Consider the following 20,708-nt stretch of genomic DNA (forward strand, 5'->3'; position numbering starts at 1 on the left):
TAAAGACTTTAACCATTCTGTCTTTGGATAATCGTTTCAGCCAGTTATTTTTGCAAAAACCAATAGCACCTATGCAATTACAGGGCGTTGACATAGTAGACGAGATCCATCCCGATGATTTTAAGCGGAATTATTATGATGCTATGCGGCCTCTGGTGATCAGGAACCTTGCCAAAAGCTGGCCCGCTTATGAAAAATGGAACTGGGACTATTTTAAAGAACTGGTTGGCCACCAGCAGGTAGGGTTATATAACAATGTAAAAAGCGATGCCTACACGCCCATCAATACAGCCGATGATTACAAAACTTTTGGGGAATATATTGATATGATCAAAGAAGGTCCTGCCGCCTGGCGGATCTTTTTATTCAACATATTTGACCATGCCCCGCAACTGATCCAGGATTTCAGCTGGCCGGATCACCTGATGAGCGGGTTTGTGAAGAAATATCCGATGCTGTTTACCGGCGGACAAACTTCCGTCACCCATATGCATTTTGATATTGATCTGAGCCATATCCTGCATACACAGTTTGCCGGCAGAAAAAGGATCCTGTTATTTCCGCAGGAAGAGCAGTATAAATTGTACCGCAAACCATTTGAGGTATTGAGTATGGCTGATTTCAGCCAGTATTATGACCCCGAAAACAGCCAACTGGATTACGAACAATTTCCCGCTTTAAAAAAAGCAAGGGGCTATGACCTTACCCTGTACCACGGCGAAACCTTATTTATGCCGGCCGGTTACTGGCACCATATGGAATACCTCGATAGCGGTTTTGCCATGAGTTTACGGGCTATGCAACCCTCGCTCACAGGCAAACTCACCGGTGTATGGAACCTGTTTGGTATGCGTACCATTGATACCGTTCTGAAAAAAACCGTACCAAAACCCTGGTACAACTGGAAAAAGAAGCGCATTTTCGAGAATGCGGAAAAAGCCAGCTAAACTTCATCCCAATATAAACGAAAAGGCGGCCTTGTGCCGCCTTCCGTTTGTCTGTAACCCCGTGTGAACTGAATAGAGAAAAAGTCGTCTTCACTTTTTTACTCTGCTCTAAAACTACAGTACCGGTTCTTTCCTTACAAGGTAGCTTCTACGCAAAAAATTGGGTGTTTTAACGGTTGTTTCCTTCAATAAAAAACCGCAATTTGTTTACCCCAATTCCAACTGCCATACCAAATCCGCTGCTAAAAACCATTATATGAATAAAGTAGTGCTGGTTGATGATCATTCTTTACTCCGCAATGCGCTTGCCAATGTGATCAATACTTTTCCGGGGTACAAAGTATTGTTCCAGGCAAATAATGGCCGCCATTTTATACAACTGCTGGACCCCGATGAACTACCCTCCATTGTATTGATGGATGTGAGTATGCCCCTGATGAACGGGTTCGAAACCACCTACTGGATCAGTCAGCATTATCCCGAGATCCGTGTAATTGCCCTTAGTATGCAAAGAGAAGAATGGACCGTGATCCGCATGTTACGGAACGGTGCGCGGGGTTATATGCTGAAAGAGATAGAACTGGAAGACATGAAAAGAGGTTTGGATGAAGTATCGAGAAAAGGGATTTACGTAAACGAGATCCTGTATAAGAAAATCGTTGATACCATTCATACCGATCCGGAAACAACCCGGGCCACAGAATGGGAAATTGCCATGGGATTGAGCGAGCGGGAAAAGGAATTTCTGTGCTGGCTCTGCACAGAAAAATCTTACAAAGAAATAGCTGCCGAAATGTGTGTAAGCCACCGCACAATCGATGGCTACCGCGATATCCTGTTCGAAAAAATTGATGTCATATCCCGGATCGGCCTGGTTCTGTTTGCCTTCAGGAACGGCATTACCAAGGCATAAATAATCTTCCCCTATCCCCCCAATACAAAATCCCCGCAACTGCGGGGATTTGTTATTTCTTTCAGGAATTGTTGCTTACATAATTTCCCACACTTCTTTTCCGCGGATCAGTTTATCAAGATTACCCTTGCCTTTGGCAGCGATGGTCTCTTCAATCTGCATCGCCATCATATCTTCGTAACAGGGGCGGTCTGTTTCGTAAAACACACCAAACGGTCTGGGGAAATGTCCACCTGATTTAGCAGGATCATCAAACATACGCACCAGGGTCTGTGCTTTGTAGAAATCGCGGTCGTCATGGATCCACAGGTCATCGGCACTAACACCATTGCCCAGTTCCACCACTACCGGTTTCAGCCCATCCAGCTTGATACCCTTGTTTTGATTAGCGCCAAAGATCAATGGCTTGCCCTGCTCCAGGAACAGTGCTTCATCCGGCTTGGATCCTTTTTCAGTAAATATTTCAAAAGCACCATCGTTAAAAATGTTACAGTTCTGGTAGATCTCTAAGAACGAAGAACCCTTGTGCTGGTAAGAGCGGGTAAGCATGCTCTGCAGGTGTTTGGGATCACGGTCCATACTTCTGGCGATAAAAGTAGCATCCGCACCCATGGCCAGTGCCAGTGGATTAAACGGATGGTCGATACTGCCAAACGGCGTACTCTTGGTAATCTTATGTTCTTCTGAAGTAGGAGAATATTGTCCCTTGGTTAATCCATATATCTGGTTGTTGAACAACAACACATTCACATCCAGGTTACGACGCAGCAGGTGAATGGTGTGGTTACCACCGATACTCAGACCATCACCGTCGCCGGTAACGATCCATACGCTCAGTTCGGGGCGACTGGCTTTTAATCCGCTCGCAATGGCAGTGGCACGACCATGGATGCTGTGCATCCCGTAAGTGTTCATATAATACGGAAAACGGCTGCTGCAACCGATACCGCTGATGATCACAATATTTTCTTTGGGGATGCCGATGGTGGGCATTACTTTCTGCACCTGGGCAAGAATCGAATAATCGCCGCAACCGGGGCACCAGCGTACTTCCTGGTCTGTTGCAAAATCTTTGGCTGTTAACTGCGGAACTGCTGTAGCTGTTTCTGACATGGCTCTGGTTAATTATCAATTACTGCTCAAAACAGTAATCATCTATTTGAAATTGGGGTATAAATATCCTGAATAATTGCCAATTATAGACGCCTGATCAGGAATTATTCTGCAATTCTTCCCAATACTCGGCCGCACGGCGGGTATGCGGGATCACGATGGTGCCACCCACAATATTGGCTACGGCAAAGATCTCATACATTTCTTCCGTGTTTACCCCTAATTCGTGGCTCTTCCCGAGGTGGTATTTAATGCAGTCATCGCAACGCAAAACCATACTGGCCACGAGGCCCAGCATTTCCTTGGTTTTTTTGTCGAGGGCACCCGCATCGTAGGTATTGGTATCGAGGTTCCAGAGGCGTTTCATCACCAGGTTATTCTTGCTGAGGATCACTTCATTCATCCTTTCGCGGTAGCTGTTGAACTCTTGTACTAATGGGCTCATATCCGTGTGTTTAGAGGGCAAAAATAAGGCGCAGGGCCGGAGAGCATGTCATTTCTTTGTATTTTAACCGTTCAAACCAACTGTTATGAAGAAAATCCTCCTTTTACTGGTTCTCTTTGGCACCCGGCTGGTATCAGCCCAGAACGGAACAGAACTGATCAAGGTAACCGATATGCTCAAGATCAAACAGATCAACAGCGTAACCCTTAGCCCCAATGGCAGCAAAGTGGCTTTTGTGGTAAACCAGATAGAACCCGATGGCGACAGCAAATGGGAATTCAAATACCAGAACCAGCTGTACCTGGCCCCTACCGATGGTTCTTCCGCCCCCAAAGCCCTAACGGCCAGAGAATCTGCCTCTCAGCCCGCCTGGAGCCCCGATGGCAACCAACTGGCTTTTGTACGAGCCGTAGAGGGCAAACCCCAGGTATTCGTTTTATCCTTCGAGGGTGGCGAACCTGTTCAGTACACCAAACATAAATACGGCGCAAGCTCCCCAAAATGGAGTCCGGATGGCAAACAATTGCTGTTTGCAGCCAGTATTCCCCTCAAAGACCTGCTGAAAGATACCGACCTCAACCCCAACAAAGAGATCCCGAAATGGCCCTATGAAAAACCGGGCTTTGACAAGAACACCCAGTTACTCCCGAACAATGCCAAACCCGACCCCGACGGTAATTGGGAAGAGATCAGGGCCTACCTGGAAAATAACGCCAATGATAAAAAGGCAAAAGTCATCAACAAACTCAATTTTCAGGAAGAGAGTACCACCAGTGCAGATATGAGTTTCAGCCATTTCTTTCTCATGAATGCCGAACCAGGCGCCAAACCACAGGCAGTTACCCACGGTTTCTACCGCTTCGGCAGTGCTGATTTTACCCCGGATGGCAAACAATTGATTATTAGCGGAGATGCAGATGATACACAGCACCCCGACCGCTCTCTCGAAAGCGCCATCTTCCTGTTAGACCTCAACAGCCGTAACCTGAAAATGGTATTGGGTGCCGAAGGAAAAAATTACAATAGCGCCCGGCTTTCTCCATCCGGCAAATGGCTGGCCTTCCAGTATGGCAATACTTCTTTTGTAGATATACCCATGCTCGCTATCATGCCCGTTAACGGAACTGCCAAAGACATTATCAATATCCCCTTCGACCGCAACAAAGGAAATCTCACCTGGAGCAAGGATGAAAAATACCTGTATTTCTCCGCACAAAGTAATGGCGGCGCACCTTTGTACCGTGCAGAGCTGGCCACCCGAAAAGTGGAAGCCTTATCTGATGTAAATGCAGGCATCAGCTCTTTTGACCTGCTCAATAACAAACTGGTTTTTGCAAAAACAGAAGTAGCCAATCCGTTTGAACTGTATGCGGCCGATGCCTCCCTTAAGAATCTGGTTCGCCTCAGTAGTTTTAACGCCGACTGGATCAAAAACAAGAAACTCAGTTTTCCTGAGAAAAAAAGTTTCGTGAACGAGAAGGGATTAACGGTTGAATACTGGATAATGAAACCCACCAATTTCGAACCCGGCAAAAAATATCCCACTATTCTGAATATTCACGGTGGCCCTACCGCTATGTGGGGACCCGGCGAAAGTTCTATGTGGCACGAGTTTCAGTATTATGCTGCCAAAGGGTATGCAGTGGTATATGGCAACCCAAGGGGTTCCGGCGGTTATGGTGCCGAATTTCTCCGTGCCAATATCAACGATTGGGGTACCGGACCTACCTATGATGTACTCACGTATTTAGACAAAGCCGGTGAAGCCGGATTCATTGATACGGCCCGACTGGCAGTTACCGGTGGTTCCTATGCAGGTTACCTGGTGGCATGGATCATCAGTCACGACCAGCGTTTTAAGGCCGCCTGCTCGCAACGCGGTGTATATGATCTGGGTACTTTTTTCGGAGAAGGCAATGCCTGGCGCCTGGTACCTAATTATTTTGGCGGTTATCCCTGGGAGCCCACCGTTAAACCACTATTGGAAAGAGAATCGCCCATCACTTATGTACAGAATATTCATACCCCCTATATCATTTTCCATGGCGAGAACGATCTGCGCACGGGTGTGATCCAGGGCGAAATGTTATACAGGAGTTTAAAAGTGCTGGGCAGAACGGTAGAATATGTACGTCACCCCGGTGGTACACATGAATTAACCAGAAGCGGTAATAACCGCCAGCGGATAGACCAGATGCTGCGTACAATTGAATTTTTCGAGCGGTTTATCAAACACTAAGAATCTGTTTGCGTTAATTATTTACAATAGCCACATGGCTTTTCTCTGCGAAAACTCCCTGTTCTCAGCGGCTCTGCGGTTGGATAGCGCTTACTCCAACCGCAGAGAAGAAGAGAAGCGGAGTTTTCGCAGAGGAATAAGCAATTGGTACCAATTCATTCAAACAATTACTAAAATTCTTCCGGAACCTGTTTTGTTGAAACAGGTTCCGGATTTTTTATCCATCACTTCATGCCATTTAACCAGTCGGTTACACCCATCACTACTTTTTTGGCAACGTCTTCCTGAAACTGACTGCGGATAATTTTTTTCTCATCCGCCTCATTACTCAGAAAGGCAATCTCGAGTAAACAATTCGGAAAATCAGTGGGTGCATTCATGGCAAAATTGAAATTGCCCACATTACCGAATTCATTCAGTTTCAGCTCCAGCATGCGTTTCAGTACCGTTTGTGTGAGTGGGCGGAACCCGATATGTTTATAATACGTGCTTACCCCGTTGATCTCTTTGTTATTGCTTGAGTTCAGGTGCAGACTGATTAAAAAATCAGGGTCTTGCTCCTGCAGAAAAAGAACCCGGTCTTTGTTATCGAAAGTAGTATCGGTAGTGCGGGTCATGATGATCTTTTTCACTCCTTTTTTCCTGAGCTGTCTTTCCAGGGCTTTCGCAAATAAAAGGGTGTAGTATTTTTCTTCATACTTCGCTATCATGCCGCCTGTTCCGGCATTGGTTCCGCCATGGCCCGCATCGATGGCAATGGTGAGATTACGAAAGTCTAATTTAGCGGGCTGCCGTTTTATTTTTACCACGAGGTACCGGCCTTTGTATCCGATACTATATCCCCAGTGCTGACGATGCTGCAGTTCAATAAAAACCCTGATCACATCATCTTCTACCTGGTTATAATAAACGTTTTTTACCTCTTTCAGCGATTGCAGTTGTGTGATCCAGTTGGTATTACTCTGCACCCCGTAAATATCTACTACAATGCGGGAGGGATTGATCTCCATCCAGGATTTATAAGGTAGTTTCTCCGTCATGCTGATATTTACATAATCATAGGCCGAATCGCCTTTTACACTAAAGGAATTAGTGAGGTAAAAAGGCAATTCGGTTTGCGCGCTATCGGGTTTCAGGTAAGTTTTCTCTATAAAAGCCGTATGAAATTTGGAGAGCTGTACCGTGTACATATTTTGAGCAGAATCAACTACCCGCATCAGTACATTGGTATCAATATATCCCATTTTGGCGCCGCCTAACCTGTCTTCGCCCTGGCCATAAGACAAGGCGGGTAATTTACCGGTAGTACGGGTAAGCAAATAGGCAGGTACAGGGCTTTGCGCGGTTACCTGACTTAGTAGCACACAAAATACGAGGGTAAGAGGGAGCTTCATCCATTGAAGATAAAAAGATAAATCCGATGAATACACACGCTACACAAAAATTGGGGAAGTAAGAATACTTCCCCGCTCCCTTAGTTAATCTAAAACTGCCGGTTCACAAAAGCGAGCCTGCAGTTTTATAGTTGAAAATAGCATCAATCATATCTTTTCATTTTACGCGACGGCCAAAAATCCCGATAACTGATGGTCATTGTAAATTGCGTGTATTTTTCTTTGATCAGACCCGCATCTGTAGTACCGCGTTTTCCTATTTCCATGGCACCCTGTAAACCCAGCCCACTTCTGGCCAGTTGCATGCCGGCACCAAATGTGGCACCATACTCATTTAATTGTTGCCCTGCTATCCGGAGGTAGGAATTATTATAGAAGAAACCTGCCTGAAAAAAATATTTTTCATACGACTGATTAAGATACTTTAGCTTTTTTGCATATTCGACACCTGTCGAAAAACGCTGGCTGTTTACGAGCGAATAATTGACCCCCTGATAATTCAGGTTACTCCAGCCCTGATAGGTATAATCAAAAGCTACTGTATACGCATTCTGATAGGTAGCAGCCACACCGGTCGCATAGGTTAGCGGCAGGGTGAAATACTTGGATTTATAATATTCATCGTTCAGAATAATTGTATTACCCTCTTTTACCTGAAGCGCGTAACTGGCATTCAATCTTGTTTGATTCGAGAGAGTGGCTCCCAATGACAGATCTATTGCTTTCCCAAGTCTGAAGGAATACTGCAGGCCCAGTTTGAGACACGGATTACCGATCACCATGTTCCGGGTGGTACTCAAAACGCTATCCGAAATATCCTGCGAAAGCGTTTCCGTTTCCTGCATCTGACCAAATAAATAAGAAGTCTGCAATCCCACAAACAGGTTTTTCGCAATGGTAAAACTGTTGGTGATATAAAACTGGTTGGTGCTGCCGGAGCCTTCATAATAAGCATCAATATCCAGGTTACTTCCCTGTAATACTTTTTTGCTGTTAAAAGAGTAGTTGGAAGTACTGTATGGCATCAACCCAACACCAACAGCCCAGCGGGAAGCAGGTTTAATGGCCAACGCCAGTTTTTTAAACTGCATATCTGCAGACCAGTTGTTTACAGGGTCTGTAACAGCTGTTCCGGAATACCCTACCGATTTAAAACGGGAAGACACTTCTAAATAAAAAAAATGTTCATCCAGTCTGGCATAAGAAGCCGGATTAGCCTGGTAGAAAAAACGATTGGATGACAAAGCCAGTCCCGCATGCCCCATACCCGAAGTTCTGTCGAAACTACTTTTCTCAAGATCACCAATGCCGATCATAGAATACGGCGATGTATTGTTTTGCGCATTCAAATGAGTTACTGAACAATGAATCATACAACCTATTACAAAATACCTTTTCATAAGTAGAGTTATTGCACTGCTGCATATACGATTAATAATTCCATTTTCCCAGCCGTATGATTCCTGTTACCAGCAACCAGCCGGCCAAACTGGGTTTCCAATGCCGGGCCGGGTGGTATCACCAACAACCCGTTTTGGTTATTGGTTGCTGCTGTAACTGCGGATTTCAGGTACCGGGTGAGGTCATATGCATAGTCGGTATTCTCTCCATATAAATTATCAATTATCAGTCCGCCCGTTTGTGTCTGCGAATACCCCGCCTCATCATAACTCGTGATATCATCTCCTATCAGATTCAACTGGGTGGTTTGCGCCAGGCGTAGTTGTGGTGGCAAAACATAGGAATTGGTTCCATAGCTGCCGCGTACTGGCCTTACCACCAGTGTAGCTTTTAGAATTCCGGCAAAATTCGGCAGTTTCAGCACATCCCTGACGGTCGGGAAACGAAGTTTTGCCATTACCCCGGCTGCATACATGGTATAAGCAGCATTGCCTGTTTCCGTACTATTGATCTGCTTTCGGATAGCCAGGTCCTTTAACACCGTAGCCGATCTATCAACGCGGATATGATTGAAATGATGACTCTTATTCAACAGCGTAAAATCCATCGTTTTACTTTCCAGATGCAGTCCCTGTTTTTGGTAGAATAAACGCATCACCAGACTGTCTTTAGCCCCAAATATCAACTGACTCCCGGCAGAAGCATTAATTCGCAATCCATTGAAATATTGCAGAAATGCTTCATTCGATTTAATATCAGGATCATTCGGATCCTGGTATTTTCTTAACAGGGTTTTACCCATATCATCACGCAATCTCACCGTAACTTCATTACCAGCGCCCGGGCGAAACAGTATTGTTTTTTTTCCGAGCAGATCCGGCTGAACGGAGAATCTACGGGTATTATAAATTGACAATATATCATTAGCATATGGAAGGATCGGTTCTGATAGCCGGTGAACATTTATCTCTAAGGGTTGCGAGGTATCCCCGATATAAGAACCATCAGGTTTCAGGATCAATACGATTGAATCAAACAAGACAGATCTGAAAGAATCTGCCAGGCCATCTGTATAAACCGGTCCTGCCAACTCGAGGTAATTCTCCGTCTCAATTTTTCCAAATACCGGATCCGTATGCGAACCGATCATAGAAACACCTTTACCGGAAGTAACAAAAGAATCCACCAGTATGGATGATAATTCCACAGAAAAAGAATCAACTTTCACAACCTGCGTATACCCATTATCGAGGTATTGCTCGCCAAATGCAATATCAACTTTTGTGCAGGATATCCAGACCAGAGAAAACAAGACAAACAAAACGGCAAAACATATTTTCAACATCGGGATATCATTGTATTACTGAGAAAAGAAATAACAGGAGCACAATAATAGAGAGCCCTCCTGTTAGAGAATTGTTAGTATGGATTAACTACCGAATCCAGACGATTAGTGCGTGATATTTATCTGCAAGTAATTTGAATAGCGGGAGAATAATGATAGCCTCCGGAAATTAATCTTCGTTCAGACTTCATACGAAAAGATACAGTTTCATGCAATATCAATACGCAGAAAGTATTTGCCGATAAAATCAGCGCATTCGTCTTTGAATACTTGTCGAAAATCCATTTTAACGATTTAGCGAAAGCGATGACAGATAATTTCAGGCAAAATTTTATACATGAAGCGACTACAGTATTATTTCTTTCTGCCTGCAAGTTTATTAATGATCTTCTTTTCCTGCTCAAAAAGCGGGGACACTGATTCATCAGATACCAGTGGAAACTGGTTAAAACGTTCTGAATTTGAAGGTAATGCGCGAACAGAAGCAGCAGGCTTTACCATTGGCGACACTGCCTATTTGGGAACCGGATATGACGGAACCAACCGCTACACTGATTTCTGGGCTTACGATCCTGTAAAAAATTATTGGATACAACGCGCCCAGTTTCCGGGTGTAGCCAGGAATTCTGCAACAGGATTTACTGTGGGTAATAAAGGATATATTACTACAGGATTTGACGGCCTGAATCGTTTGAATGATACCTGGGAATATGATCCGGCTACAAACAGTTGGGCACAGAAAAGCAATTTTGGGGGTACAGCACGGTATGATGCTGTTGGCTTTGGCATCAATGATAAGGGATATATCACCACAGGGTTTGATGGAGGATATACCAAAGACCTCTGGGAGTTTACACCAACAGGTGGAAGTAACAATATGGGAAGCTGGACGCAGAAAGTAAGCCTGGGCGGAGCCAAAAGATCCGGTGCTATCGCTTTTATCTACAATGGTAAAGCTTATATAACCTGTGGCATCAACAACGGGACCAATGTTACTGATTTCTGGATGTTTGATCCATCTGGATCTGGCAGCTGGACACAATTACGCGATATAGCCAATATCAGTACAGAAACCTACGATGATGATTATTCTGATATTATACGAACCAATGGTGTTGGTTTTGTGATTGGCGACAAAGGATATATCACAGTTGGCGAGAGCGGCTCGTACAATAAAAAAACATGGGAGTATAGTTTTACTACAGATCTATGGACGCGTAAAACCAGCTACGAACGGGCCGAAAGAACCGGGGCGGTGGCATTTACATTAAAAGGGCGTGGCTTTGTTGCTTCTGGAAGAAACAGCACCTATTATTTTGATGATATTGATGAATTTCAACCCACTATTACCTATAATTCGAATGATTAAAAAAAACTGGACCTACATCCTGTTTGTTTCTGCAGCAGTTTGTTGGGGAGTTACCTACTTAACACGGAAACCCAAAAGTAAAGGGCCGGATAGGGAAGTTAGTGTAAAGACCTTTCAAACAGCCGATGGCTGGGGATATGATATCTGTATCAACAATACCGTGTATATCCACCAGGCCTGTATTCCTGCCAGGCCAGGCAGAAAAGGGTTTTCTACTGAGGAAGAAGCGAGGATGATAGGAACACTCGCAATAAGTAAAATGAGTGATAACAGGTTGCCTGTGATTCTCTTATCAGACCTGGACAGTTGCCATATCCGCTGACAATAAAAACTCCTGATTTGCCTCAGGAGTTTTTTTCAATCATTTCATCCAGCACAGACCGGTATGCATTGCCTATTGGAATGATATGGGTACCGATGTGGATCTCATTCCGGCAAATCGAATCCACCTGATTCAATGCAATAATATAAGACCGGTGAACACGGATAAAGTTGGCACCGGGAAGTTTGATTTCGAAATCTTTAAGATTCTGAAGCGTGGTTACAGGAGATGTTTTCCCCTTAAGGAAAACCTGTGTGTAATCGCGCATCCCCGAGAGATAAAGAATATCTGCTAAATTGATCTTTATCAGTTTATACTCAGATTTAATAAATACATAGTCTCTTTTTTCTGCAACGCTACTTGATAATTGAAACATATACCGCTCAGCATTCTGAATCAGCGACAGTACCCTTTCGTATGTAAATGGCAGATGCAGCCAGGCAAATATGCTTCTTTTGGCACTAGCAGATGGGACGTCTTCCTCAACACCAATACAAATCAATATGGGCAGATTTTTCTGTGTGGATATCAGTATAGATAAAATAGAAATAGAGGAGATCAGGATATCGTAATGCGCTGCAGTGAGTAATGGAGCCGCTTCTGCAAGAGAAGAAAAAATATCAGCAACATATACATCCGGATGATTTTGCAATAATTCCTGTAACAATAACGCATCTTCGTTATTGTCATTAATAATGACGATTTTCCTCATGTTAAGCAGTTATAAAGATGTACTCATTCACTCCCCCTATGCCGTTAGTAAGACCGCAAATTGTGAAACATGCAGACTAACTTAATGTTAAAACACCCGAACATGGCATTTCTATCGGCAAATCGGGCAAAACGTTAACGGGCTTAACAATCAGATGATGATCAATAACGTCAATTCAGGAAAACAGATGGTCCCGGCAGGTAAACCGGTTCGGATTTTAATGTGAGCAGGGCATAAAAAAACCTCACCACCAGTAACGGTAATGAGGCTTTGTTTTAGCAAGCAACCGTAAAACAACAATCAAATATTACAAAACTTTGGGAATTATGATAATTTATTTTGTTTTTATAAATGATAGCCATCGTCGGCCACCAGCCTATCTGAGATCCGCCTGCGGGCGTCTTTGGTATTGAAGGGTTCTACCTTGGTAAAACGCTTCAGGCCAATATGCATCATACGCAGTTCGTCCCCGTCTGCAAAACTGTTCAGGGCATCTTTACCGGCTTTGTTGATGCGGTCGGCCGCATCGTACAGGTAGGTGCGCATCATGTCTGCCTGCAGGCTGGTAGCGGCTTCGCCCCTGGCTTCTGCCAGTTTCATCACCCGTAACAGAGCGCTTTCTGCGTTATAGGTTTCGATGGCCATATCGGCGATATTCATCAGGATCTCCTGTTCCTTATCCAGCTGCATCATCAGTTTCTGCACAGCGGCTCCGGCTACCATCAGGATGGCTTTTTTGAAATTAGCGATATACTTACGCTCTTTGGAAAATGCACCTTCCTCTTCCGCACCAAAATCAGGAATACTCATCAGTTCTTTCTGTACGGCCATGGCGGGTGTCATCAGGTCCAGTTTGCCCTTCATAGCACGTTTCAGCATCATATCCACGGTCAGTAAACGGTTGATCTCGTTAGTACCTTCATAGATCCGGTTGATCCGGCTATCGCGATAGCCTTTGGAAATCAGGTATTCATCACTGAACCCGTTTCCACCATGAATCTGTACGCCTTCATCCACCACAAAATCCAGCACTTCACTACCATACACTTTCAGCATCGAACATTCGATGGCAAATTCTTCGGCACCACCCAGCAAGGCTTCAGCAAACGATTTTCCTTCGGCTGCCAATGCATGCTCCTGGTTATCGATCCATTTAGCCGTACGATACAATGCGGTTTCGCAAACCCACATCCGGATGGCCATCTCTGCCATTTTATGACTGATAGCACCAAATTTGGCGATCGGCAGTTTAAACTGCTCGCGGGTTTTCGCATACTGGATTGAAGTAGTGGCCGCTCTTTTTGATCCACCCAAAGCGGCGGCACATAATTTCAAACGACCGATATTCAGGATATTAAAGGCAATCAGGTGCCCCTTACCGATCTCTCCCAGCAGGTTCTCTACCGGTACTTTACAATCCTGGAAATACAATTGAACGGTAGAAGATCCTTTGATCCCCATCTTATGTTCTTCCGGCCCCTGTGTAAATCCTTCGAAACCGCGCTCTACAATAAAACCGGTGAACTTATCCCCGTCAATCTTGGCAAACACGGTATACACGTCCGCAAAACCACCGTTGGTGATCCAGCATTTCTGTCCGTTCAGGATATAATATTTTCCATCCTCACTCAGCTTAGCGGTGGTTTTGGCGCCCAGTGCATCGCTGCCGCTGTTGGGTTCTGTTAAACCATAAGCACCCTTCCACTCGCCGGTAGCCAGTTTGGGAATGTATTTTTCTTTCTGCGCCTCTGTTCCAAAATACAGGATCGGTAAAGAACCGATACCGGTATGTGCCGCAACAGCAACAGAGAAAGAATACCCACCACCGAGCCCTTCATTTACGAGGGTTGATGTGATAAAATCTTTTCCCAGGCCACCATACTGTTCGGGAAAAGAGGTTGACAACAAACCCTGGTCGCCGGCTTTCTCCAGCAAAGAAGGCATCAGCCCCGGCTCCAGTTTATCGATCCTGTCGATTACAGGAAGGATCTCTGTATCCAGAAACTGTACACACATATCCATCACCATCTTCTGTTCCTCGTTCAGATCCTCCGGGATAAAAGTATCAGCAGCAGCACTTTCTTTGATCAACCATTCACCGCCTTTCAGCGCATTGGTTTTTTGAGTAGTTTCCATGATAGGAAAGTTTATTGGTTTATTAGTTAATTCGTTTACTAGTTTTATTGGTTTTCCCATTCACTCATTCACTCATTATCAAGTCAGATTATCGTACACCCGCTGAAATACCTGCTTCACTGTTTCGATCTCTTCCTTACTCACACCCACCAATGCCTCATTCATCGTCAGGTTAGCCAGGTCGATGGTCTGGTTCTGGAGTTGTTTGGCTGCCTCCGTAAGGCAAACCAGGTTAATACGCCTGTCTGTTTTGGAAGGCATTCTTTTTACCAGTTTCTGTTTTTCGAGGTTATCGATCAAACGGGTGATACTGGGTTTATCGCGGAAAGTGCGGTTGCATAATTCCTGCTGACTCAAACAATCTTCCTTCCATAAATGATATAAAACGCTCCATTGCTCAATCGTGATCTCCAGTCCGGCCTGCCTGAAATTCTTCTGCAATCTCCTTGCCACAGCGGTAGAAGCCATGCCATTAATCACACTGTACAACTCGCCCCGCTTAAATTGGTTGTTTGACATATAGTTAGTTATGCAACTAATTTCAAAATAAGTTCGTTTCTTTGACATCACCAAGAATAAACCCTTAAATTTTCCCTTTTGCCGGCAGAATCACACCATATCCCCTTTCGCAGCTCTGATCTGCATTATCTCCGCTGGGGACAGGGTCCGGAGTGGTTATTCTGTTTTCATGGCTACGGCGAAGACAGTCGCTCTTTTGCATGCCTCGAAAAGGAGGTGGCGGCCGATTATACAGTGATCGCTATCGACCTCCCCTTTCATGGAAAAACGGAATGGCGCGAGGGTTTGTTGCTGGAACCAGCCGACCTGTTAGCGCTGGTAAACCAGCTCAGGCCTCCCGGACAGCCTTTTCACCTGATGGGATACAGTATGGGTGGCAGGGTGGCTTTGCAGTTATTGCAATTAGTGCCGGAGGATGTACGATCGATGTTACTGGTGGCTCCTGATGGACTGCATAAAAAGATCTGGCAAAAACTGGCTACCCATTCACTCATCGGGAAGCGATTGTTCAGGCAGGTGATGGATCAACCCAGATGGCTCTTGGGTGGGCTGGACCTGGCTACCCGGCTGGGGCTGTACAATCCTAACCTTCTCAAATTTGTGCATTATTACCTCGATGAAAGTGAAGCAAGAGAAATGTTGTACCAGCGCTGGACCACTATGCGGAAATTCAGGCCCGACAAAAAGCTGCTGAAACAACTGATCAGGCAAAACAAAATTTCTGTAAACCTTGTATTTGGCCGCTACGACAGGGTAATACTAACGAGATACGGAACCGCTTTCAGCCAGAACAGCGAAGGGCATATCCGTTTAACAGAACTGCCGGCCGGCCACCAGTTACTGCGGGAAAAATATGCGGTTACACTCGCAAAGTTCCTGGTTAAATAATATTAGCGTTCTTTGCTGCAGATGTATTGGATTTTACTGATTCTTACTGTAATTGTGCTGCTGGGCTATAGCCTGCTGATCTGGCAATACCGTGTATGGTTTCTGCGGTTGCCTGAGTTTACCCCTGTATCAGCTGAGTATAGCACCCGCTTTTCTATCATTATCCCTGCCAGAAATGAAGAAAACAATATTGCCGGTTGTTTGCAGTCAGTATTACAGCAACAATACCCCGCTCAACTTTTTGAAGTAATTGTGATCAATGATCATTCTACTGATAACACAGAAGCCATTGTTCGTTCTTTACAACAACAATACAGCAACCTGCAGCTACTGAATCTCATAGACGTTTTAAAAGATAAACCTGTAAACGCTTACAAGAAAAAAGCGATCGAACTGGCCATTGCGCAGAGTTCAGGTAACTGGATCGTTACAACAGATGCAGACTGTATGGTACAGCCGGAATGGTTATCCTTGTTCGATCAATATATACAAAATCAGCAACCGGTATTTATTGCCGCACCGGTCATGTTTACGCATACGGGTTCTTTTCTGTCTGCTTTTCAGTTATTGGATTTTATCAGTCTGCAGGGTATTACCGCCGCTGCCGTATCGGCCGGTTATCATACCATGTGTAATGGCGCCAATATTGCTTACCGGAAAGATGTGTTTTATGAAGTGGGCCAGTTCAGTGGCATCGACCAGATTGCCAGTGGCGATGATATGCTGCTGATGTATAAGATTAAACAGCAGTACCCTCATCGTTTGGGATATCTTTTTCATCGGGGAGCCATTGTTACTACAGCGCCGATGCCCGACTGGAGCAGTTTTCTGAACCAGCGGATCCGCTGGGCAAGCAAGGCAGATAAATACCAGGACAAAACTATTTTTCGTGCTTTAACACTGGTGTATGCTTTAAATCTACTGCTGCTGGTCCTGTTTTTCTGGGGTTTTTGGGTAGAGGGTGGATGGCTGGCCTGGTTGCTGCTTGTTATAACCAAAACGCTGGTAGAATTAAGTCTGATGCTTCCGGCAGCCAGGTTTTATCAACGCGTGCCTTTATTAAACTGGTTCCTTATTATGCAACCCTTTCACATCTGTTACACAGTGGTAGCAGGTTGGCTGGGAAAATTCGGTACATATCAATGGAAGGGAAGAAACGTTAAGTAAGCTGTTTTAAGGTTATTTTAAGTCTTCGCTTTCGGGCCACCATGCATATACGATCAATGGTACCAACGCAACGAGGGATAAGAAAAAAGAAAATAGTTTTCGCATAAAGAGATTGATTTAACAATAGACGCATTTTTTCACCATACGTTTGCTGGCTATTCCACTATTTCGGTAGAAAAAGCCAAAAATTCGGTGAAGCACATTATTTCTTAATTTTCGCCGGTGCAATCCAATTTATTTTCTTCTGCTTTTACCCGGCGTTTATTCAGGAACAAAGGTGCTTCCTTTGGTTTGATACTGATTGCAGGCAGTTTGCTGCTTGCCTTGTTCTGTTATTTTATCGCCCCCGACAGTTCTCCCAATGCCAATCGCATGATTCCGGAGATTGGCAGTAAAAAACCAGGATTCACTGCTTTGTTACTCCGCATTAAAAGAGATAAACACATAAATCAGGCCGGATTTTTCAATCGCCTGCTGAATGGTACCGAAGAAAAGTATCAATATATTCCTGTAACCGCTTACCAGTTCGCCGGTGACAGTATTGTTTACCAGAAGTTCGTGGATGAAGGGGTAACTGAACGGGCTTCTGTTCTCCGCCTGCTGGCCGGCGATCCTGCCGTCATATCGGTCACCTATCACCTCGGCACCGATAAATTTGGAAGAGATATCCTCAGTCGTTTACTGATCGGGGTAAGGGTCAGTTTAAGTGTAGGCCTGGTAGCGGTACTGATCTCACTCACCATCGGCATCCTGCTGGGTGCATTGGCAGGTTATTTCCGCGGCTGGGTAGATGATGTGATCATGTGGCTGATCAATGTGATCTGGAGTATTCCAACCCTCTTGCTGGTATTTGCTATTACACTGGCCCTTGGCAAAGGCTTCTGGCAGGTATTTATTGCCGTAGGCTTAACCATGTGGGTAAATGTGGCCAGGCTGGTAAGAGGCCAGGTGCTCGCCATCCGTGAACTGGAATATGTTGAAGCCACCCGTGCACTGGGCTACTCACACACACGTACCATTTTCCGCCATATACTTCCCAATATTCTCGGCCCGGTCATGGTCATCGCCGCCAGCAATTTCGCCTCCGCTATTGTCATGGAAGCAGGTCTTAGCTTTCTCGGCGTAGGTGTACAACCACCGCAGCCCAGCTGGGGACTGATGATCAAAGAGAACTACAATTTCATCATCACCCACAACCCCATGCTGGCACTGGCACCGGGTATAGCCATCATGCTGCTCGTGCTCGCTTTTAATTTATTGGGGAATGGATTGAGAGATGCGTTGAATGTGCGTGGGAAGTTGTAGAATATCGAATATCGAACAGGGAATGTCGAATGTCGATCGGAGAGGTGAGGGTTGATTATACAGTCGTTCTGGATTTGTTCTGTGTTTTATGTTCTGTGTTCGTCTGTTCCTTGTTCATCTGTTCATTTGTTCTATGTTCGATATTCCTTGTTCGCTATTCGGTGTTCGATATTCACCAACTCCTCCCTCTCCTCTCTGTTCTTCCGCTCCAGCCAGATCACCATTCCGAGGCATAACCAGAAAAGCCCTCCGATCTTATCTGTTTCAATCATATCACTCATGCTGTTGATGACGCCGATCATGGCGAGTATCATGGCAATGGTGAGGGCCATGGTTCTGTAAACAGGACCTTGCAGGCGGTGATACAAAGACTGCACGTAGAAGAGCATACCAAAATATAAAACACAGAATAATAGCAACCCGATCAGTCCCTGCTCGAGAGCAATCAGAATAAAATAATTATGCACAGTGGAATGCTCGGGATTATTACTCACCCATGTTTCAAAACTGCTGACCGTATAAGGACGGTAATGCAGGTAAAAACTATTGGGGCCAAACCCCGTTACCGGTTTTTCGGCCAGCATTTTTACTCCGGCTATCCAGCGGTAAAATCTTTCTGCGGTAGATACATCTTTGAGTTGTACCGTGGCGAGCATATGTTCGCTGAAATCAGTGTGAAAAATGGTCTGGTCGTGTTCCGGAGAAAAACGGATATAGTTTTCATCTGTCACCAGCCAGGTTGTTGTTGTCAGGATGATTATGCCTGCAATGGTTACCAGTATTCCCATTTTTCTGCGCTTAACCACCGGTATGATGGCTATCCCCACCAGTAAAGCGATCCACGCGCCCCGGGAATAGGCAAAGAAAACGCCAGTTAAACCCAGTATGATCCCATAACCGATCCACTTTCTGTAACGCTTTTCAGCAGGCGTCAATAACCATAAACACCCCGCTACCGGCAACAGGCAAACCAATAAAGCGGAGTAGTTAACATGATTCCTGAAAAAAGGAGCCAGTGTTTTTTGAACAGCGTCGAAACGAAATCCATACGAAGCATGGCGGATCAGGGTTTGCAACACCACCCATGCCATCGGTATCAATAAACACAGGGCCAGCTTCCGGCTATCAGTACGCCCTTTCAGTAATACTTGCGGCAAAACCACCAACGGAACTATATACCAGATTTTGGCCAACAGGTATTTTACCGAGAGCACTGTTTCTACCGAATAAAAGCAAGTAATCCCGATCCAGCCCAGGTAAATCAGCAGTACCAAAAACAAAGGATGTTTTACCAGATCATAGGGCACCCATAAGGGTTGATGGATCCAGCGAACGATAATCAACGCCGTGAGTAAGACCAGCAAGATCTCGCCCGGAAAATCAAGTCCCAGTGCCGGTGTGATATTCAGCTCTGTAGATAAAGGCAAACAGACCAGCCATGCCCAGAATAGCTTACCCGGTTGGTTAATCAGGAAATGAAATATCGCTGGAAATAAGATCCACACAAAAGGGATCAGCAGCCAATAGGGTTGGTGCCGGGTAATGGCCCATATACCGCTCAACAGAAAGATCAACGAGGAGAGGTAAAGGTTTCGCTGGTATGGCCGCACAGACCCTGTCATATCAGGCAGGTTGTTTTCTATCATTTACCAGCACCAGCAAACAGATAAACACACAGGAAACCAGGCCTGTGGCAATCAATATGGCTAATTTATCCGGTCTTTCTGCCTTAGCCGCAGGTACAGCTGTTTCCAATACATACAGAACAGCTGGTGGTGTGGCAATGGCCAGGGTAAATTCATCTGCTGTTTTCCTGTATTGCTGTAACTGATCAAGCAGGCTGCGCATCTGGGCAGTTACTAACTCTTTCCGGGAAGGAGTAGCCAACCGGAAACTATCGCTTAGTGCACTATATTTCGTTTCCATACCCGCAACCGCAAGTTGCAGATTGTTGATAGCCTGCCTGTAATGCATCTGCCATAAGTTACTTTCAGTTTCTTCTATCAAACTTACCATACGGTTAACCAGTCTGGCAGATAAGTTTCTGTCTTTGGTCCATACTTTGATGAGTAACTGGTCTTTATCAGTTTTCTGAAAAGAAAGATCTTTTCGCAGAAGCAGCACCGCTTTTCTGCGCAACAACGAAACACTGTCGCCGCTGAGCGCATAATAATGGATGAGATCAAATTCATCAACCAGTTTTTTGTAAGTCGTATCCAGCTCCGCTATGCCGGCAATCCTGTCAAGATCATCCCCCGAACCGAAATAGGAATACAGGTTCTGTATATTACTGTTGAAAAACCTGGCTTTATCTGCCAGCACCGGATTGGCTGATACAAGGGTAGCGGTTGACCGGTAATAAGCAGGCATTACATACACGGTAATAGCTGCAGCCATTACACTCGCTATGATAAAAAACACGATGGTTGTCCAGCGTTTACGCAGGGCAGCAACCACCGTTACCAGATTAAAAGAGGAGCTTTGCATAGGCTA

18 protein-coding genes are annotated in these 20,708 nt (G+C 45.1%); 8 read left to right on the forward strand and 10 right to left on the reverse strand.

The window, feature by feature from the left end:
• The first annotated feature begins 71 nt into the window (after positions 1 to 71).
• Positions 72 to 947 (forward strand): cupin-like domain-containing protein, encoded by an 876-nt coding sequence (locus AC1RNB_RS05835; protein WP_493081518.1) that lies wholly within the window; start codon positions 72 to 74, stop codon positions 945 to 947.
• A 256-nt stretch (positions 948 to 1,203) separates the two neighbouring features.
• On the forward strand, positions 1,204 to 1,860 hold the full coding sequence (locus AC1RNB_RS05840; RefSeq protein WP_493081520.1) for a response regulator transcription factor: 657 nt from the start codon (positions 1,204 to 1,206) through the stop codon (positions 1,858 to 1,860).
• Positions 1,861 to 1,935: 75 nt separating this feature from the next.
• Here AC1RNB_RS05840 and AC1RNB_RS05845 read toward each other — a convergent pair whose 3' ends face one another.
• On the reverse strand, positions 1,936 to 2,973 hold the full coding sequence (locus AC1RNB_RS05845; protein ID WP_493081521.1) for a 2-oxoacid:ferredoxin oxidoreductase subunit beta: 1,038 nt from the start codon (positions 2,971 to 2,973) through the stop codon (positions 1,936 to 1,938).
• Positions 2,974 to 3,070: 97 nt separating this feature from the next.
• Positions 3,071 to 3,418, reverse strand: a complete 348-nt coding sequence (locus AC1RNB_RS05850) for a carboxymuconolactone decarboxylase family protein (RefSeq protein ID WP_493081523.1) — start codon at positions 3,416 to 3,418, stop codon at positions 3,071 to 3,073.
• Positions 3,419 to 3,503: 85 nt separating this feature from the next.
• Here AC1RNB_RS05850 and AC1RNB_RS05855 point away from each other — a divergent pair, with 85 nt between their 5' ends.
• The gene (locus AC1RNB_RS05855) at positions 3,504 to 5,657 is read left to right on the forward strand and encodes a S9 family peptidase (RefSeq protein ID WP_493081525.1); all 2,154 of its coding nucleotides are present in this window, start codon (positions 3,504 to 3,506) and stop codon (positions 5,655 to 5,657) included.
• 224 nt (positions 5,658 to 5,881) lie between these two features.
• Here the strand turns inward: AC1RNB_RS05855 and AC1RNB_RS05860 are convergent, their stop codons facing one another.
• The 3 genes from AC1RNB_RS05860 to AC1RNB_RS05870 form a co-directional block, all read right to left on the reverse strand.
• Positions 5,882 to 7,051, reverse strand: coding sequence for an N-acetylmuramoyl-L-alanine amidase (locus tag AC1RNB_RS05860; RefSeq protein WP_493081526.1), 1,170 nt, complete (start codon positions 7,049 to 7,051; stop codon positions 5,882 to 5,884).
• 143 nt (positions 7,052 to 7,194) lie between these two features.
• The gene (gene bamG / locus AC1RNB_RS05865; RefSeq protein WP_493081528.1) at positions 7,195 to 8,451 is read right to left on the reverse strand and encodes a BamG family beta-barrel-assembly machinery protein; all 1,257 of its coding nucleotides are present in this window, start codon (positions 8,449 to 8,451) and stop codon (positions 7,195 to 7,197) included.
• A gap of 8 nt (positions 8,452 to 8,459) precedes the next feature.
• The gene (locus AC1RNB_RS05870; RefSeq protein ID WP_493081530.1) at positions 8,460 to 9,797 is read right to left on the reverse strand and encodes a DUF4270 family protein; all 1,338 of its coding nucleotides are present in this window, start codon (positions 9,795 to 9,797) and stop codon (positions 8,460 to 8,462) included.
• A gap of 337 nt (positions 9,798 to 10,134) precedes the next feature.
• Between AC1RNB_RS05870 and AC1RNB_RS05875 the strand changes: the two genes are divergently transcribed.
• A complete protein-coding gene (locus AC1RNB_RS05875; RefSeq protein WP_493081532.1) occupies positions 10,135 to 11,166 on the forward strand; it encodes a Kelch repeat-containing protein in 1,032 nt (343 codons plus the stop codon).
• A complete protein-coding gene (locus AC1RNB_RS05880; protein WP_493081534.1) occupies positions 11,159 to 11,488 on the forward strand; it encodes a DUF4907 domain-containing protein in 330 nt (109 codons plus the stop codon). Before AC1RNB_RS05875 ends, AC1RNB_RS05880 begins: the two co-directional genes overlap by 8 nt.
• 22 nt (positions 11,489 to 11,510) lie before the next feature.
• Here the strand turns inward: AC1RNB_RS05880 and AC1RNB_RS05885 are convergent, their stop codons facing one another.
• The 3 genes from AC1RNB_RS05885 to AC1RNB_RS05895 all read right to left on the reverse strand — a co-directional run bounded on the left by AC1RNB_RS05885 (position 11,511) and on the right by AC1RNB_RS05895 (position 14,855).
• The gene (locus AC1RNB_RS05885) at positions 11,511 to 12,200 is read right to left on the reverse strand and encodes a LytR/AlgR family response regulator transcription factor (RefSeq protein WP_493081536.1); all 690 of its coding nucleotides are present in this window, start codon (positions 12,198 to 12,200) and stop codon (positions 11,511 to 11,513) included.
• Positions 12,201 to 12,545: 345 nt separating this feature from the next.
• Entirely contained in the window at positions 12,546 to 14,336 is a 1,791-nt protein-coding gene (locus AC1RNB_RS05890; protein ID WP_493081538.1) for an acyl-CoA dehydrogenase FadE, read from the reverse strand.
• Positions 14,337 to 14,414: 78 nt separating this feature from the next.
• On the reverse strand, positions 14,415 to 14,855 hold the full coding sequence (locus AC1RNB_RS05895) for a MarR family winged helix-turn-helix transcriptional regulator (protein WP_493081539.1): 441 nt from the start codon (positions 14,853 to 14,855) through the stop codon (positions 14,415 to 14,417).
• Positions 14,856 to 14,933: 78 nt separating this feature from the next.
• Here AC1RNB_RS05895 and AC1RNB_RS05900 point away from each other — a divergent pair, with 78 nt between their 5' ends.
• The 3 genes from AC1RNB_RS05900 (at position 14,934) to AC1RNB_RS05910 (ending at position 18,215) form a co-directional block, all read left to right on the forward strand.
• Positions 14,934 to 15,743, forward strand: a complete 810-nt coding sequence (locus AC1RNB_RS05900; protein WP_493081541.1) for an alpha/beta fold hydrolase — start codon at positions 14,934 to 14,936, stop codon at positions 15,741 to 15,743.
• Positions 15,744 to 15,764: 21 nt separating this feature from the next.
• Complete coding sequence (locus tag AC1RNB_RS05905) at positions 15,765 to 16,910, forward strand: glycosyltransferase family 2 protein (RefSeq protein WP_493081543.1); 1,146 nt, start codon at positions 15,765 to 15,767, stop codon at positions 16,908 to 16,910.
• A 222-nt stretch (positions 16,911 to 17,132) separates the two neighbouring features.
• Positions 17,133 to 18,215 (forward strand): ABC transporter permease, encoded by a 1,083-nt coding sequence (locus AC1RNB_RS05910; RefSeq protein ID WP_493081545.1) that lies wholly within the window; start codon positions 17,133 to 17,135, stop codon positions 18,213 to 18,215.
• A 131-nt stretch (positions 18,216 to 18,346) separates the two neighbouring features.
• Here the strand turns inward: AC1RNB_RS05910 and AC1RNB_RS05915 are convergent, their stop codons facing one another.
• Positions 18,347 to 19,837, reverse strand: a complete 1,491-nt coding sequence (locus tag AC1RNB_RS05915; RefSeq protein WP_493081547.1) for an O-antigen ligase family protein — start codon at positions 19,835 to 19,837, stop codon at positions 18,347 to 18,349.
• Position 19,838: 1 nt separating this feature from the next.
• On the reverse strand, positions 19,839 to 20,702 hold the full coding sequence (locus AC1RNB_RS05920; protein ID WP_493081549.1) for a Wzz/FepE/Etk N-terminal domain-containing protein: 864 nt from the start codon (positions 20,700 to 20,702) through the stop codon (positions 19,839 to 19,841).
• Positions 20,703 to 20,708 lie beyond the last annotated feature (6 nt).

The sequence above is a fragment of the Sediminibacterium sp. GW821-FHT12F12 genome (genome assembly GCF_058806635.1).